This is a genomic window from Caballeronia sp. INDeC2 (assembly GCF_023631325.1).
In the GTDB taxonomy this organism is placed as follows: Bacteria; Pseudomonadota; Gammaproteobacteria; order Burkholderiales; family Burkholderiaceae; genus Caballeronia.
In genome coordinates, this window is sequence record NZ_JALQDG010000030.1 from 71498 (window position 1) to 87795 (window position 16298).

The window sequence follows — 16298 nt, forward strand, 5'->3', positions numbered from 1 at the left end:
GGGGGAAGCGATGAGCTATCACGAGACGATCGGCGCGCGCCGCTACCGCTTCGACGATCTGAAGACGCTGCTCGCGCGCGCCAGCCCGCGCCGCTCCGGCGACGAACTCGCGGGCATTGCCGCAGCGACGGAAGAAGAGCGTGTCGCCGCAAAAATGGCGCTCGCGCAGGTGCCGCTCGCCGCGTTCCTCGACGAGCCGCTCATCCCCTATGAAGACGACGAAGTCACGCGCCTGATCGTCGATACGCACTCGCGCGAGGCCTTTGCGCCGATCGCGCATCTGACGGTCGGCGAATTTCGCGAGTGGCTGCTCGCCGACAGCACCGATACCGCCGCGCTCGAAAGCATCACGATGGGCGTCACGCCGGAAATGGCCGCGGCCGTTTCCAAGCTGATGCGCAACCAGGATCTGATTCTTGCCGCGAGAAAACGCCCGGTCGTCACGCGCTTTCGCACGACTATCGGGCTGCCCGGGCATCTGTCGGTGCGGCTGCAGCCGAATCATCCGACCGACGATCCGAAAGGCATTGCCGCGTCCATGCTCGACGGCCTCCTGTACGGCTGCGGCGATGCCGTCATCGGCGTGAATCCGGCATCCGATTCGCCCGCCGCCATCGGCAGATTGCTTGCGATGATGGACGATTTCCGCCAGCGCTACGACGTGCCGATGCAGTCGTGCATCCTCACGCACGTCACCAACACGCTCGCGGCGATCGAACAAGGCGCGAGCGTCGATCTCGTGTTTCAGTCGGTCGGGGGCACCGAGCGGGCGAACGCGAGCTTCGGCGTTTCGCTCGGGCTGCTGGAGGAAGCGCACGACGCGGCGTTGTCGCTCGAGCGCGGCACCGTCGGCGACAACGTCATGTACTTCGAGACGGGACAAGGCAGCGCGCTGTCGGCGAACGCGCATCATGGCGTCGATCAGCAAACGTGCGAAGCGCGCGCGTATGCGGTCGCGCGGCGCTTCAGACCACTTTTGACGAATACGGTGGTCGGCTTCATCGGCCCGGAATATCTTTACGATGGCCGGCAGATCATCCGCGCGGGACTCGAAGATCACTTCTGCGGCAAGCTGCTCGGCGTGCCGATGGGCTGCGACATCTGTTACACCAATCACGCGCAAGCCGACCAGGACGACATGGACACGCTGCTCACGCTGCTCGGTGTTGCGAACGTCAACTTCATCATGGGCGTGCCGGGCGCGGACGATGTCATGCTCAATTATCAGAGCACGTCGTTTCATGATGCGCTCTATATCCGCCGCGTGCTGAACCTGAAGCGCGCGCCGGAATTCGAAGCATGGCTCGCGAAGATGCGCGTCACCGACGGACACGGCGGCCTGCTCGCGGCCAGCGCGCAACCTTTGCTCGAATGGATCGACTCATGAAAAGCGCCGACGCCTGGGACGCGCTGCGGCGCTTTACCAATGCACGCATTGCGCTCGGCCGCGTCGGTAGCAGCCTGCCGACCGCGCCCTTGCTCGCGTTCGAGCTCGCGCATGCGCAGGCGCGCGACGCGGTGCATCAGCCGCTCGATACGGCTGCGCTGGTATCCGCCCTGCGCGCCGCCGGTTTCGATGCGCTCGAGGTGCGCAGCGCCGCGCCGGATCGCGATCACTATCTGCGTCGCCCGGATCTAGGACGCATGCTCGACGATGCGAGCGTCGAACGTCTGAGCACGCACGCCGACACGACCGACGATCCACCCGAACTCGTCTTTGTTGCCGCCGATGGCCTGTCGGCGTTTGCCGCGCAACGGCACGTTGCACCGTTGCTTGCGTGTCTGCGCGGGAAGCTCGACGGCTGGAAGATGGCGCCCGTCGTGATCGCGACGCAGGCGCGCGTCGCGCTAGGCGATCGCATCGGCGAGCTTTTACGGGCGAAGATCGTCGTGGTGATGATAGGCGAGCGGCCGGGGCTAAGTTCGCCCGACAGTCTCGGGCTTTATGTGACCTATGCGCCGCGCGCTGGCCGTCATGATGCCGAGCGTAACTGCATCTCGAATGTTCGGCCCGAAGGGCTCGGTTACGAGAATGCGGCGTTTAAGCTGGTTTGGCTGTTGAATGAAGCGCGTACGTTGAGACTCACTGGCGTTGGGTTGAAGGATCATAGCGGGGCGTTGCCTTCGGCGGATGGTGGGGTGCTCGAAGGGTAGATCTTTTGCGCCGGATCCCGGAATCGTGTCGGTTTATCAGCACTGCCTCTGTGCGGGCGGGGCATCGCTGATAAACCAACAAGAAATCAGGCCATCCATAGAAGCCCGACATTTACAGCACAGGCGCACGAGCCATCATCGAATCCGCAACTTGCGATACAACGTCGTCCGCGATATCCCCAGCGCCCGCGCCGTCGCCGACACATTGCCGCCGTGAGCCTTCAGCGCCGCAGCCACCGCACTCGCTTCGATATCAACGAGACGCGCGCCGTTCGCCGCCAACGGTACATCTCCAATCGAACCCCGTTCACCCAGCTCATCGAGAAAATCATGCGGCAGATGCTCGACGCCGATATGCGTATCGAAATCATCGAGCATGGCGGACGCAGTGCGCAGCACATTGCTCAACTGCCGAAAGTTACCCGGCCAAGGATGACGCGCAAAGAGCGCAAGCACATCGTCATCGATGCCGACGATGCGGCCCGCAAAACGCTCGCGACGCAGCATCTTGTCGACGACCGCGCGCAGATCCGTGCGCTCGGCAAGCGGCGGCAGCGTAACCGAAAGACCGTTGATGCGGTAATACAGATCCTCGCGAAACGTCCCCTGCGCGACACACTCCCGCAACTTGCGATTGCTCGCGCAAACGAGCGTGAAATCGACCGGCACCGCGCGCCCCGCGCCGAGCGGCTCGACGACGCGTTCCTGCAGCACGCGCAGCAAGCGGCTTTGCATCGCGAGCGGCATATCGCCGATTTCATCGAGAAAAAGCATGCCGCCGTTGGCCTGCACGATCTTGCCGATCGCACCGCGCTTCGCCGCGCCCGTGAATGCGCCCTGCGCGTAGCCGAAAAGCTCCGATTCGATCAGCGTCTCCGGCAACGACGCGCAGTTCACCGCGACGAACGGCCCCGCGCGGCGCGGCGAATCGCCGTGAATCGCGCGCGCAAGCATTTCCTTGCCCGCGCCCGTTTCCCCGCCGATCAAAATGGCGATGTTCTTGCCGATGACCTTGCGCACGCGCGCGACGATATCGTTCATCTGCGCGTCGCCGGTGCAGAGATCGGCGAGGGTCGATCCGGCCTGCTCGCGCGTCGCGATCGCGGCCGTCGCAAGCGGCGCAGTGGACGCCGGACGCGCGTGAAACTCGACGCTCGCGAACACCGCGACCCCGCTATGCAGTTCGAGCCGGCACGGTGCTTCGCCCGCGCACGCGATCAGCGCGTCGACGCGCTCGCCGAACAGCGCCTCGAGCGTCTGCGAACGCAGATGCGCCAGCTCGCGTCCGAGCTGGAATTGGGCGCTGCGGTTCGCGCATAGCAGACGACCATCGAGATCGAAGACGGCGAGGCCTTCCATCAGCGTGCCGATGAATTCGGGGCGGCTGTGAAAGCGGATGCGCAGCCCGTCGCCGAACATGCTCGCGATCAGGCGGTTCTCGATCATCTGCCCGGACATCTTCACGAGCGCCATCGTGTGCTGGTGATATCCGCGCCGATCGCCGGTGACATCGAGCACGCCGGAGAGATTGCCGTGCGGATCGAGGATCGGCACGCTCGAACACGTGAGGAAGTGATTGGCGCGCAAATAATGCTGATCGCCATTGACGGTGACGGCGACGCGCTCGGCGATCGTCGTGCCGATCGCGTTGGTGCCCTGATGTTCTTCGCTCCACAACGCGCCCGCCCGCAGCGCGACTTTTTCTGCGCGGGCGAGGAAATCGTCGTCGCCGAGCGAATGGAGAATGAGACCGCTCGCGTCGGTCAGCGCGATCATGCTGTGCGTGTTGGCGATCTGCGCGTACAGCGTTTCCATCACCGGCAGTGCGTGCGAGAAGAGCGCACGGCTCTCTCCGAGCTTGACGGCGAGTTCCGCGCCCGACAGCACGGCGTAATCCGGGCGCATCGTCTCGAACAGGCCGAACGTGGCCGAGCGCTCGTGCGAATGACGGATCACATCGCGTTGCTCAGGCTGCAAGGCCGCGCCGATGGCATGCTGCATCGCCTCCTCCTTTTTTTCGATCCACTCGTCGGGGCAATGTAACACCGCCGCGGCGTGCGGGTCGATCCGAGGAAGCACGCGGGTCGGCCCGCGCTCGCGCTACAACACAAGCGAGCCTGCCGTGATCGCGATGACGAGGAACACGACGAACAGAATCAGGAAGATGAAGAAGCAGATCTTGGCGATGCCCGCCGCGCCGGAAGACACGCGAGTAAAGCCGAAGAGTCCGGCGACGACGGAAATGATCGCGAACAGGATGGCGAGCTTGAGCATTGACGAGTCCGTTTATGTTGGGCTGCCATACGCTTGCAAGCTGCGTGCCTCGACGATCATCGTCGTTGTCGTCGGCGGGTGAAAAATCCGACCGTTAGTTGCGGGATGGGGCAGGAAAAAGCGGGCTGCGAAGCCCGCTCCTAGACGTTTTCAATGCGTCCGATTGTCGACGGTTGCCGCGACGGTCGCACGCGCGGGGGCGGCCATCGCCACTGGCGCCGGCTGTCGCGTGCCGAGCCAGTTCGCGACCCACCGATGCGCATGCGGCACGGAAAGCAGCGCGCCGATGGCGATCGCATCTGCGGCGAGGCCCGCTGGTACGTTGACGAGGCCATCGGTCAGCGTGAACAGGATCGAATCGACGACGAGCGAGATCACCGTCCCCGCGACGAAGGACACCATGCCGTCCCGTCCCAACGCCCCGATCCACGGTAGCCGATGCGCCACGGCCTTGACGACGCCATAGCGCGCCAGATTCGCCGCGATCCACGCGATAGCCAAAAAATTCACGACGCGCGGTCCGGCAAGATCGCGCTTGAAGGCGCTGTCCAGCACGGGCGGCAGCACGAGCAGCTTGTAATACGCCATGCCCGCGATCAACGCGACTGCGCCCGCGCTCACGATCCAGCCGAAGCGGTTCACGCTCACGCGCTGGTAAACCGGCTGACAGCGCGCCAGCACGCCGAGCACGAATATCAACTGCCATGCGGCGGGATTGAAGTCCCAGAGGTTGTCATCGACAGAAGGCATGAATTCGCCCACCTGCGACGCGAACGCCCACAGCGCGAGGCTCAGGCCAAGGAGCAGCCACGGCTTGTTGCGCGCGAGCGGCAGCATGAGCGGCACCGCGAGCGCGAAGAGCGCATACATCGGCAGGACGGCGGCGAGATACGGCTGACGCTCGAACGTGAGAATCTCCGCGATCGACGAAAGCGGCTGCGACATCAGACTGTCGAGGTCATGCAGCGCGAGATTCGGCGCGTGGCCAAAGAACGGCCGCAGCAGGAAGGATGCGACGAGCATCAGCGCGGCGGTGACGAGAAACGCGCGATAAAGCTCGAACGCGCGTTTGAGAAAGCGCACGCGGGCCGCGCTTTCGGAGCGGCGCTGAGCGAGCGACACATAAGCCGTCGCCGTGGCGAAGCCGCCGAGGAACACGAACACTTCGGCGGCGTCGTTCAGCGCGAACGAATGCAGCGTGAAGTGCGACACCATGCTGCCCCCGATATGATCGACGACGATGACGAGCAGCACTAGCCCACGGAAGAAGTCCAGCTCGACGAGACGTTGCGATTTACCCTGCATGCGGCTTGAGTTCGGTGTCCTGGGCGACAGGAGATTGGACGGCGGCCACGGATACGCGGCACGAAAGCATAGGAGTTTACCCGTAAATGCGGCGGCGCATCATCAGATCAAGCGCAAATAAGCGTTTCAATTCGGGTATTTGTGACCGAAGCGCCGCTCCATTTTCGATTCGAACGAAGTTTTCAAGTTCCTTTCATTAACGACGACGAACACGCTAATATCTCGCCCTCACCTGTCGAATCATTTCCCGGACCATGGACTATCTCGTCGCCCTCCTCACCGATCCCGCCGCCTGGGCCGCGCTCGCCACGCTCGTCGTGATGGAAGTCGTGCTCGGCATCGACAACCTGATCTTCATTTCCATCCTGACCAACAAGCTGCCGGCCGCGCACCGTGAGCGCACGCAGCGCATCGGCATCGCGCTCGCGCTCGTCATGCGGCTCGGCCTGCTCGGCACGGTCGCGCTGATCGTGCGGCTCACGACGCCGATCTTCGAAGCGTTCGGCCACGGCTTCTCGTGGCGCGACCTGATTCTCATCGCGGGCGGCGTGTTTCTCGTCTGGAAGGCGACGACCGAAATCCGCCACCACGTCACGCACCACGCCGACGGGCACAGCGGCGTCGAATCGGGCAAGTCGCTGACGCCGCTCTCGGCGATCGGCCAGATTCTGCTGCTCGACCTCGTGTTTTCCATCGACAGCATCGTGACGGCGGTCGGCATGACCGAGCACATTCCGATCATGTTCGTCGCGGTGATCGCCGCCGTGACGGTGATGCTGTTCGCCGCGGGCCCGCTGTCGCGCTTCATCGAACGCAATCCGACGATCGTGATGCTCGCGCTCGGCTTCCTGCTCGTGATCGGAATGACGCTGATCGCCGAAGGTTTCGGCTCGCACGTTCCGAAGGGCTACATCTACGCGGCGATGGCGTTCTCGGCGCTGGTCGAGGGGCTGAATATGCTGGCGCGGCGGGCGAACGGGCGGCGAGCGCCCGGCCAGCACTCGCAGTGATCGCGTAGCCTAAAGTTCCGTCGTCATCCGCCGATATCGAACGGATGACGACCCGACCCGCTTCCCTCGCACGCGAACCCGGCCGGCGCTGGCTCGACGCCTGGCGCGTGAGCGCCTGGTGCGCCACCGTCCTGCTGGCCTTTCAGGGCTTCGGATTCTTCTTCAACGCATGGAACTCGTTGGCGAAATACGGCCATCCGGGCGGCTGGGACTTTCTGACGTTCTGGGCGGCCTCGCGCCTCACGCTCGACGGCACGCCGCTCGACGCGTATTCGTGGTCCGCGATCGAACACGCCGCGCGGCAACTTTCGCCGAATATCGTGCAGCCCGGGCCGTGGTTCTATCCGCCCAATTTTCTGCTGCTGGTGCGTCCGCTCGCGTGGCTGTCGGCGCCCGTCGCCTATGCGCTTTGCATCGGCGTTACTTCCGCGCTGTTCGTCTTCCTGATCCGTCGCGCCCTGCCGATGCGCCACATGCTCGTATGGATCGTCGCGTTTCCCGGCCTGTGGCTGAACGCGGCCCAGGGACAGAACGCCTGTCTCACCGCGAGTCTCGCGTTCGCGGCATTTCTCTCGATGCGCTCGCGGCCGGTGCTCGCGGGCGTCTTCATCGGCCTGTTGTCGATCAAGCCGCATCTGGCGATTCTGTTTCCGGTCGCGCTCGCGTGCGCGGGCATGTGGACGACCTTCATCGCGGCCGCTGTGACGGCGACCCTCTTCACGGCGATCTCGATCGGCGTATTCGGTATCGACATCGTGCCGATCTTCCTGCACGGGCTCAGCGAAGCCAACGGCTATATCGCGAGCGGCGTGCTGCCGTGGGATCAGACGGCGAGCCTCTTTGCGACCTTGCGCATGGCGCACGTGGCCACCGGCCCCGCCTACGCCGCGCAGGCATGCCAGGCGCTCGCGGCGCTGTGCGCCGTCGCGTGGGTGTGGCGCAACGCGAAGTCGCTGGAAGTGCGCGCGACGGCGCTCGTCGCGGCGACCTTCATGATCAGCCCGTACATCTATAACTACGATGCCGTCTGGCTCGGCGTGCCGCTCGCGCTCATCGCCGCGCGTGCGTTGCGCGACGGCTGGCTGCGCGGCGAAATGGCGATTCTGGGCGTCGCCTGGCTGTATCCGCAGATGGGCGATCTGCTCGCGAAGCATTACGGCATCGGTTTGGGGCCCCTGGTTTTCGCGTCGCTGATTCTTGTCGCGATACGGCGCGCGCGTCTCGAGGCGGCCGGCGCGCGCGCGATAAAAATCGCGGTCGATCCGGCGCATTAACCGCGCATCAAAAGGGCAATTCGCGCTGCGGATTGTCGGGTGCGGCGGCATTCGCGGTCGGCAAGGGTTGCGCGCGCAGCCAGCGCCCGATCGCATCGACGACATGCTGACGCTCGGCCTCGTCGAGCGCCTTGCCCGCCGCGATGCCGTGCCACTTGGCCAGGCACGAACGGCAGCACGTGGCCGTCGCGTGTTGCGCGATGAACACCGGATGCCCGCGAAATGGCGTCTGCTTGCCGTCGTTCAAGGGCGATTGCGGCGCGAGCCGCTTGCCGATCAGCTCATGCGCCTGGGCGATCACCGTGTCGATGCCCTTTTCGCGCAGATATTTCCCCTCGCGCACGCCGAGCGCGAAGCGCCGCCGGAAGGCGGATCTCGCGAGCGCGTCGAACACGGTGTCGAGGTCGCGCATCGCGTGATCAGTCCTTCGCGTAGAGCGTCGAATCCGCGAAGCCGTCGGCGGCAAGCACGCGGCCGACGAGAATCATCGCCGTGCGCTCCACGCCCGCCGCACGCACTTTCGACGCAATTTCCGCGAGCGTTCCTTCGATACGCGTCTCGTCCGGCCAGCTCGCGCGAAACACGACCGCCACCGGACAATCCGCGCCGTAATGCGGCAGCAGATCCGCGACGATGCGCTCGATATGCCGCACGCCCAGATGAATCGCGAGCGTCGCGCGATGACGTGCGAGATCCGCGAGGCTTTCGCCTTCCGGCATCGACGTTTTCGTCGCGTAGCGCGTGAGGATCACCGTCTGCGAGATGCCCGGCAACGTCAGTTCGCGTTTCAAAGCCGCCGCCGATGACGCCGCCGCCGTCACGCCCGGGACGACTTCGTAGGGAATCGCGAGCGCGTCGAGCCTGCGGATCTGCTCGCCGATCGCGCCGTAAAGCGACGGATCGCCGGAATGCACGCGCGCCACGTTCTGCCCGTTCGCGTGCGCGTCCTGCAACAGCGCGACGATGGCGTCGAGATCGAGCTCGGCCGTGTCGATGCACTTCGTCGCGCGATGCCCGTCGAGCACCTCCTTCGGCACGAGCGAACCGGCATAGAGAATCACGGGACACGTGCGGATGAGCCGCTGTCCCTTGACGGTGATGAGTTCGGGATCGCCCGGTCCGGCGCCGATGAAATAGATCGTCATGTTTCGGATGTGTGGATTCGGTCGAGCCAGCGCAGCAGCGCGTCGCGGGCGCTCGCGGCGTCGTCGAACGTTCGGTCAGCATCCGGCAACGATGGGCGCGTGAGCATCACGACGGGCAGGCCCCGTTCGCGCGCGGCGACGAGCTTCGGCTCGGTCGCGCGCCCGCCGCTGTTCTTGCTGACGACGACATCGATATTTGCAGCGTTCAACAACGCGCGTTCGCCTTCGAGATCGAACGGCCCGCGCGCATCGATGATCTTCGCGCGTTCGTTGCCCGGATGCGCTTCGAGACAACGGATCGTCCAGCGCTGCGATGCGGGAATTTCATGCAGATGAACAAGCGCCTCGCGCCCGAGCGTAAAAAGCGGCCGATGAAACGACGCGATCCGCTCGACGATCTCGCGCCAGTCCGACGCATCGCGCCAGTCGTCGCCCGGCTGCGGCTGCCACGCGGGACGGCGCACCGCCCAGAGCGGCACGTCCGCGAGCGCGCAAGCGTCGTGTGCGTGACGGCTCATCTGGGCGGCATACGGATGCGTCGCATCGACGACGAGCGCGATATTTTCCGCGCGCAGATAGCGCACGAGCCCGTCGATGCCGCCGAAACCGCCGACGCGCACCGCGCACGCCAGATCGCCCGGCACGCGCGCCAGGCCCGCGAGACTGTAGACATGCGCGGCGGGCAGCGCGCGCGCGATCGCGAGCGCGTCGCCGGTGCCGCCGAGCAGCAGCACGCGTTTCGAGGTTTCCGGCACTTCATTACGCATGACGCATCACGGTTTGCTCGCGTGCAACAGCGTGATCGGCAGCGCCTGACGCCACGTATCGAAGCTGCCGAGCGGCTCCGCCTGCGCAACGCCGATGCGCGTCAGTTCGCCGCCATGCCGCGCGCGCCACTCGACGAGCGCCGCCTCGCTTTGCAGCGTCACCGCATTGGCGACGAGCCGCCCGCCCTGACGCAGACGCGCCCAGCACGCATCGAGCACGCCGGGTACGGTCAACCCTCCGCCGATGAACACGGCGTCGGGCGCGGGCAGGCCATCGAGCGCGGCGGGCGCCTCGCCCTTCACGAGCTGCAGCGCGGGCACGCCGAGCGCGTCGCGGTTGTGCTCGATGAGACGCTGCCGGCTTTCGTTCGTTTCGATCGCGATAGCGCGGCACGCGCCATGCGCGCGCATCCATTCGATGCCGATCGAACCGCAACCCGCGCCGACGTCCCAAAGCAATTCGCCCGGCTGCGGCGCGAGGCGCGCGAGCGTCACGGCGCGCACGTCGCGCTTCGTGAGCTGGCCGTCGTGACGATAGGCGTCGTCGGGCAAACCCGGCGTGAGCGGCGGCCCCGCGTGCCCGGCGTGCGTGCGGCATTCGATCGCGACGAGATTGAGCGCGGCGACGAGGGTCTCGCGCCAGTCGTCGGCACGCTCGTCGATGCGGCGCTCCTGATCGCCGCCGAGATGCTCGAACACGGTCATGCGGCTCGCGCCGAAGCCGTGCGCGGTCAGAAGCGCGGCCACGGCGGCGGGCGTCGCGCCATCGGCGCTCAGCACGAGCAAGCGCACGCCGCGATGCAGGCGCGCGAGCAGCGACGCGACCGGCCGCCCGACGAGCGACACGCACACGGCATCCTGAAGCGCCCAGCGCAAACGCGCCGCCGCGAGCGACAGCGACGACGGCGCAGGAATCACGCGCATTTCGCCGTCGGCGACTTCGCGCGCGAGCGTCGCGCCGACGCCGAAGCACATGGGATCGCCGCTCGCGAGCACGCATATGCGGGTCTTGCCGTCGCCGCGCGCGGCGAGCACGGCATCGAGCGAAAACGGCTTCGGCCACGGCACGCGGCTCGCGGCGATGCGCGACGGCAGCAACGCGAGATGGCGCTCGCCGCCGTGAATCGACTGGGCGTCGAGAAGCGCGCGGCGCGCGACGCGGGACAGGCCGTGCCAGCCGTCTTCGCCGATCCCGACAACGGTCAGCCAGTGCGGCATGCTCGGCCTCCTTCATGCGATTCGGAACGCGCTTCGAGTTGCCCTGAAGCGCCTGAATGGTCGATAAAAGCGGGCATAATACAGGTCCGTCGGTGCCCACGGTCGAAGAGACCGGGGCCTAAGAGGGAACACAGAAAACTGTGGCTGCCCCCGCAATTGTACGCAGCGAGTCCGCGCTCCACTGCCACTGGTTTTTACCGGGAAGGCCGGCGCGAATGAAGACCTGCCAGCCAAGAGACCTGCCGACTCAACGCATTCGCGCAACGCCGACCGGGCGGGGTGTACCGGTTCGCTCATCACGCGCGAAGCCCAACGGGTCACGCTTTTGACTTCATTCGACCGCTCATCGCTCAACGCCGCGCCGCGCGCCTCCGCGTGCCCGGGCCTGATGCGCATCGTGCCCGCGCGGGACGGCGGCCTCGCGCGTCTGCGGCTCGCGGGCGGCGTGTTGAGCGCGCACGCGGCGCGGGCCGTCGCGCGGGCGGCGCGTGAACACGGCTCGGGGGTGATCGAGGTGACCAATCGCGCGAATCTCCAGTTGCGCGGCATTCGCGACGATGCCCACGCCGCGCTGATCGACATCGCGCTCGACGCGGGCCTGGGCCCATCGACGGCAAGCGGCGACGATATCCGCAACGTGATGCTCAGCCCGCTCGCGAGCGACGAAACGCGCGCGCTCGCCACACAAATCATCGACGCAATGCAGGCCGACACGCCGCTTCATGCGCTGTCGCCCAAATTCGCGTTGCAGCTCGATGCCGGCGAGCGCCTCGCGATGCTCGATCATCCGCACGACCTGTGGCTCTGCGCATTCGACGACGGCGCGCGCTTCGCATTCGGCTTCGCGGGGACGATGCGACAGCGTCCATCCGGCGCGATACATCGCAACGACGTGGTGACGTTCGTGTCGAGCGTGCTGCGCCGGTTTCTCGCGCTGGCCACGCTTGAAGAACATCGTATGCGCGATCTGCTCGCGCGTATCGGCATCGGGCGCTTTCTCGAAGCATTCGATTTCGATGCAAGCATCCAGAACTGGCGACGCGAACCCGCCGATGCATCGCTGCGCCTCGGCGCCCACGCGCAACCGTATCGCACGACGTGGTACGCGGGCGCGCAAACGCCCCTCGGACGTCTCGACGCGGCCACGCTCGAAGCCCTCGCCGATATCGCCGACACGCAAGCCGAAGGCCGTCTGACGATGACGCCGTGGCAAAGCGTGCTGATCCCCGGCATCGCTGCACACGACGCGCACGAAGTGCTGCGACGCCTTCACGCGCTCGGCCTTGCGACCGACACGCACGAACCGCTCGCGCGCCTTATCGCGTGCGCGGGCTCGGAAGGCTGCGCGAAAAGCCACGCCGACACCAAAGCCGACGCGCATCGCCTCGCTGCGCTTCTGCCCTCGCACGACGAAGGCGCGGTGCATTTGAGCGGCTGCGAACGTTCGTGCGCGGCGGCGCATCCGGTCCCTGTGACGCTTTATGCCGTCGCGCCGGGACGTTATGACTTACATCGCGACGCACGAACCGTCGCGCGCAATCTGACCATCGAAGAGGCGGCCGAACGGCTCGCCCGGAGCCATGCCGATGCTTGACTACATCCGCGACGGCGCGCAGATTTATCGCCAGTCCTTTGCGACGATCCGCGCCGAAGCCGACTTAGCCGCCATTCCCGCCGATCTGGAAAAACTCGCGGTGCGCCTGATCCATGCGTGCGGCATGGTCGATATCGTGAGCGATCTGCGCTTCTCGTCGGGCGCGGGCATCGCGGGCCGGCGCGCGCTCGCAGCGGGCGCGCCGATCCTGTGCGATGCGCGCATGGTCGCCGAAGGCATCACGCGCGCGCGTCTTCCCGCCGATAACCGTGTCGTCTGCACGTTGAGCGATCCATCGATTCCCGAACGCGCCCGCGCAATGAACAACACGCGCTCCGCCGCCGCGCTCGAATTGTGGCTGCCGCATCTCGAAGGTGCGATCGTCGCGATCGGCAATGCGCCGACCGCGCTCTTTCATCTGCTCGACATGCTCGATGCCGGCGCACCGAAACCCGCGCTTATCTTGGGCTTTCCGGTCGGATTCATCGGTGCGGCGGAATCCAAGGCGATGCTCGCCGCCGATAGCCGCGGCGTGCCCTTCGTCGCCCTGCTCGGCCGACGCGGCGGCAGCGCGATGGCAGCAGCGGCGGTGAACGCGCTTGCTTCGGAGGCCGAATGATTCGCGGACGTCTTTATGGATTGGGCGTCGGTCCGGGCGATCCTGAATTGATCACGCTGAAGGCGCTGCGCTTGCTGAAGGCTGCGCCCGTGGTCGCTTATTTCGTCGCGAAGGGCAAGAAGGGCAATGCGTTCGGCATCATCGAGTCGCATCTCGACGATACGCAGACGCGGCTGCCGCTCGTCTATCCGGTGACGACCGAAGCGCTCGAACCGCCGCTGTGCTACGAGACGATCATCAGCGCGTTCTACGACGAAGCCGCGCTCATGATCTCCGGTCATCTCGAAGCCGGGCGCGATGTCGCGGTGATCTGCGAAGGCGATCCGTTCTTTTACGGCTCATACATGTATCTACATGATCGTCTCGCCGTGCGCTTCGATGCGCATGTGGTGCCGGGCGTGTGCTCGATGCTTGGCGGCGTCGCGGTGCTGGGCGTGCCGCTCGTATATCGCAACCAGAGTCTGTCGGTGCTGTCGGGCGTATTGCCGGAAGACGACCTGAAGCGCCGTCTCGAAGCGGCGGACGCGGCTGTCATCATGAAGCTCGGCCGCAACTTCGAGAAAGTGCGGCGCGTGCTCGGCGAACTCGGGCTCGATGAACGCGCGTTATATGTCGAGCGCGCGACGATGGCCAATCAGCGCATCGTGCCGCTCGATGAAGTCGATCCGATGGCGTCGCCGTATTTTTCGCTGCTCGTCGTGCCGGGGAAGAAATGGCGCGCGTGAGTTCTTTGACGCCGATGGCGATCGTCGTGCTCGGTACGGGCGCGCTCGATATGGCGCGGCGCATACAGGCAAATTTCGCGCAATCGCGCGTGCACGGCCTCGCGAGCCGTGTGAACGCGGACATCGCGTATGACGATTTCGGCGCGCACGTGCGCGCGTTGTATGCGTCGGGCACGCCGATCGTCGCGCTGTGCTCGGCGGGCATCGTGATTCGCGCGCTCGCGTCGTGTCTTGCCAATAAGGGCCTCGAACCGCCCGTGCTCGCCGTTGCGCAGGATGGCAGCGCGGTCGTGCCGCTGCTCGGCGGCATGGGCGGCGTAAATGTGCTGGCGCGCGAGATCGGCCAAGCATTGCAAGTCGCGCCCGCCATCACCACGAGCGGCGAGCTGCGCTTCGGTCAATGTCTGCTCGCACCGCCCGAAGGTTATGCGCTCGCGGATATCGAGCAAGGCAAGCGCTTCGTATCCGGCTTGCTCGCGGGCGAGACAACACGCATAGAAGGCCACGCGCCCTGGCTCGACGATGCCGACCTGGCCCGCGCCGACGATGCGCGCCTCGCCGTGCGCATCACGCCATTTGCCGCGCACGACGAAGATAGTCTCGTGATTCATCCGCGTTGCGTGCTCGCGTGGATCGCGTCCGATGAAGATGTCGAAGAACGCATGCGTGCCGCGATGCGCGCGCAGGGGCTATCGCCGCTAGCGCTCGCTGCATTGGCCGCGCCGGTGCGCTATATGACCTCGCGATCACTCGAAGACGCCGCGCGTGCGCTGAACGTACCGCTGTGCTTTTGCGATGCCCCGCCGTTCGACACCGCCGATGCGCCGGGCATCGCATTGAATGTCAGCGATGCGCCCATTAATGCGCAATCGATCGGTCGTACGCGCGGCACGCTGACGGTCATCGGACTCGGCCCCGGCAGCGCGGAACTGATGACGCCCGCCGCGCGCACCGCGCTCATCGCTGCGGAAGACGTGCTCGGCTACGAAACCTATGTGCGCATGGCCGGTCCTTTCCGCGACGATCAGCGCATGCACATGACCGATAACCGCGAGGAACTCCAACGCGCGCGTCATGCCTTCGAATTGGCGAGCTTGGGACGACGCGTGGTCGTCGTGTCCTCGGGCGATCCTGGCGTGTTCGCGATGGCCGCCGCCGTGCTCGAAGCGCTCGACAAGGGACGCGCAGCCCATCCCGCATGGAGCGCGGTGAAGCTCGCAATCGTGCCGGGCGTGTCGGCATCGCTCGCGACGGCCGCGCGTGCAGGCGCGCCGCTGGGTCACGATTTCTGCGTGCTGTCGCTGTCGGATAACCTGAAGCCGTGGAGCGTGATCGAGAAACGCATCGCGCATGCAGGCGAGGCCGATCTCGTGATGGCGTTCTATAACCCGCTGTCGAAAGCGCGGCCTTGGCAGTTCGATCGTGCGATGGAGGTCGTGAAGCAGTATCGCGATCCGCACACGCCCGTCGTGCTGGGAAGAGACATCGGACGCCCGGCCGAAGCATTGCGCATCGTTGCGCTGGGCGAACTGAACAGCGAACTCGTCGATATGCGGACGATGGTGATCGTCGGTTCATCGACGACGCGCGTCGTTGGCGACTGGGTTTATACGCCGCGATGGTATGAGTGATCATCGCCTTCGCTGAGCGCATCGGCGGTGATGTATCGCGCGCCCCAGTCGCGGGCGAGTGCCTGGCCGCGTCCGGCGCGAATCGAACCTTCTTCGAAATCCACGACGACGATCTCATCGGCCGACGCCGGCGCCTGGGGCTTTTCATTCGTGCGCCCATCGGTAAGCACCCACAACCAGCGCCGTTGCGACGGGCTGTGTCTTGCCGCGCGTTCGAGCACCGTCGCGGCGCTCGACAAGCCGAGCGCGAGCGGCGTGCCGCCACCGCCGCCGATCGGCGCGATCCAGCGTTCGTTGAACCAATGCGCTGCGCCCGGCTGCCGGCGCACTTTCGCACGTCCGCCTCCGAAACACACGAGCGCGATCGTCGCGCGTTCGCGATAGGCCCGATCGAACAACGCTACGAGCGTTCCCTTCGCGCGCGCAAGCCGCTCGCCCGCGAGCATCGAGCCCGAGCAATCGAGAAGAAAGCAATGCAGCGCCGCGCTCTCGCCTTGCGTGCGTCGATAACGAAGATGCCGTGCGTCGAGACGCATCGAGCGCTTCGCGCGCAGCGTAGACATCCAGTCGATCGACGTGCAC

16 protein-coding genes and 1 riboswitch are annotated in these 16298 nt (G+C 65.8%); of the genes, 8 read left to right on the forward strand and 8 right to left on the reverse strand.

The window, feature by feature from the left end:
* The first annotated feature begins 10 nt into the window (after positions 1-10).
* Entirely contained in the window at positions 11-1387 is a 1377-nt protein-coding gene (locus NCS28_RS18780) for an ethanolamine ammonia-lyase subunit EutB (RefSeq protein ID WP_250515265.1), read from the forward strand.
* Complete coding sequence (eutC, locus tag NCS28_RS18785; RefSeq protein ID WP_250515266.1) at positions 1384-2154, forward strand: ethanolamine ammonia-lyase subunit EutC; 771 nt, start codon at positions 1384-1386, stop codon at positions 2152-2154. Before NCS28_RS18780 ends, eutC begins: the two co-directional genes overlap by 4 nt.
* A 135-nt stretch (positions 2155-2289) precedes the next feature.
* Here eutC and NCS28_RS18790 read toward each other — a convergent pair whose 3' ends face one another.
* From NCS28_RS18790 to NCS28_RS18800, 3 genes are all read right to left on the reverse strand, one after another.
* Positions 2290-4155, reverse strand: a complete 1866-nt coding sequence (locus tag NCS28_RS18790) for a sigma-54-dependent Fis family transcriptional regulator (protein ID WP_250515267.1) — start codon at positions 4153-4155, stop codon at positions 2290-2292.
* Between the two features lie 99 nt (positions 4156-4254).
* Complete coding sequence (locus NCS28_RS18795; protein ID WP_035503665.1) at positions 4255-4428, reverse strand: DUF1328 domain-containing protein; 174 nt, start codon at positions 4426-4428, stop codon at positions 4255-4257.
* A 150-nt stretch (positions 4429-4578) separates the two neighbouring features.
* Positions 4579-5733: an OpgC domain-containing protein gene (locus NCS28_RS18800; protein WP_250515268.1), complete on the reverse strand. Its 1155-nt coding sequence runs from the start codon at positions 5731-5733 to the stop codon at positions 4579-4581.
* Positions 5734-5987: 254 nt separating this feature from the next.
* Here NCS28_RS18800 and NCS28_RS18805 point away from each other — a divergent pair, with 254 nt between their 5' ends.
* A complete protein-coding gene (locus NCS28_RS18805) occupies positions 5988-6743 on the forward strand; it encodes a TerC family protein (protein ID WP_250515269.1) in 756 nt (251 codons plus the stop codon).
* A 44-nt stretch (positions 6744-6787) separates the two neighbouring features.
* Positions 6788-8017 (forward strand): glycosyltransferase family 87 protein, encoded by a 1230-nt coding sequence (locus NCS28_RS18810; protein ID WP_250515270.1) that lies wholly within the window; start codon positions 6788-6790, stop codon positions 8015-8017.
* Between the two features lie 7 nt (positions 8018-8024).
* Here the strand turns inward: NCS28_RS18810 and NCS28_RS18815 are convergent, their stop codons facing one another.
* From NCS28_RS18815 to cbiE, 4 genes are read right to left on the reverse strand one after another with little or no spacing between them, the layout of a single operon-like run.
* On the reverse strand, positions 8025-8429 hold the full coding sequence (locus tag NCS28_RS18815) for a DUF4186 domain-containing protein (RefSeq protein ID WP_250515271.1): 405 nt from the start codon (positions 8427-8429) through the stop codon (positions 8025-8027).
* 7 nt (positions 8430-8436) lie between these two features.
* Positions 8437-9162: a precorrin-4 C(11)-methyltransferase gene (cobM, locus tag NCS28_RS18820; RefSeq protein ID WP_250515272.1), complete on the reverse strand. Its 726-nt coding sequence runs from the start codon at positions 9160-9162 to the stop codon at positions 8437-8439.
* Complete coding sequence (locus tag NCS28_RS18825) at positions 9159-9929, reverse strand: cobalt-precorrin-6A reductase (protein WP_250515273.1); 771 nt, start codon at positions 9927-9929, stop codon at positions 9159-9161. The genes cobM and NCS28_RS18825 overlap by 4 nt, the downstream gene beginning before the upstream one ends.
* A gap of 6 nt (positions 9930-9935) precedes the next feature.
* Positions 9936-11147 carry a precorrin-6y C5,15-methyltransferase (decarboxylating) subunit CbiE gene (gene cbiE, locus NCS28_RS18830; protein ID WP_250515274.1) on the reverse strand — a complete coding sequence of 404 codons (1212 nt, stop codon included), beginning with the start codon at positions 11145-11147 and terminating at the stop codon, positions 9936-9938.
* Between the two features lie 73 nt (positions 11148-11220).
* Positions 11221-11408: riboswitch (cobalamin riboswitch) on the forward strand.
* Between the two features lie 64 nt (positions 11409-11472).
* Between cbiE and cobG the strand changes: the two genes are divergently transcribed.
* From cobG to cobJ, 4 genes are read left to right on the forward strand one after another with little or no spacing between them, the layout of a single operon-like run.
* A complete protein-coding gene (gene cobG, locus NCS28_RS18835; RefSeq protein WP_250515275.1) occupies positions 11473-12741 on the forward strand; it encodes a precorrin-3B synthase in 1269 nt (422 codons plus the stop codon).
* The gene (locus tag NCS28_RS18840) at positions 12734-13360 is read left to right on the forward strand and encodes a precorrin-8X methylmutase (protein WP_250515276.1); all 627 of its coding nucleotides are present in this window, start codon (positions 12734-12736) and stop codon (positions 13358-13360) included. Before cobG ends, NCS28_RS18840 begins: the two co-directional genes overlap by 8 nt.
* Positions 13357-14085, forward strand: coding sequence for a precorrin-2 C(20)-methyltransferase (locus tag NCS28_RS18845; RefSeq protein ID WP_250515277.1), 729 nt, complete (start codon positions 13357-13359; stop codon positions 14083-14085). The genes NCS28_RS18840 and NCS28_RS18845 overlap by 4 nt, the downstream gene beginning before the upstream one ends.
* 14 nt (positions 14086-14099) lie before the next feature.
* Complete coding sequence (gene cobJ, locus NCS28_RS18850; protein WP_502801221.1) at positions 14100-15716, forward strand: precorrin-3B C(17)-methyltransferase; 1617 nt, start codon at positions 14100-14102, stop codon at positions 15714-15716.
* On the opposite strand, the gene NCS28_RS18855 is transcribed toward cobJ, so the two are convergent.
* Positions 15692-16279, reverse strand: coding sequence for a vWA domain-containing protein (locus tag NCS28_RS18855; RefSeq protein ID WP_250515279.1), 588 nt, complete (start codon positions 16277-16279; stop codon positions 15692-15694). The two genes, cobJ and NCS28_RS18855, sit on opposite strands and share 25 nt — an antisense overlap.
* Positions 16280-16298 lie beyond the last annotated feature (19 nt).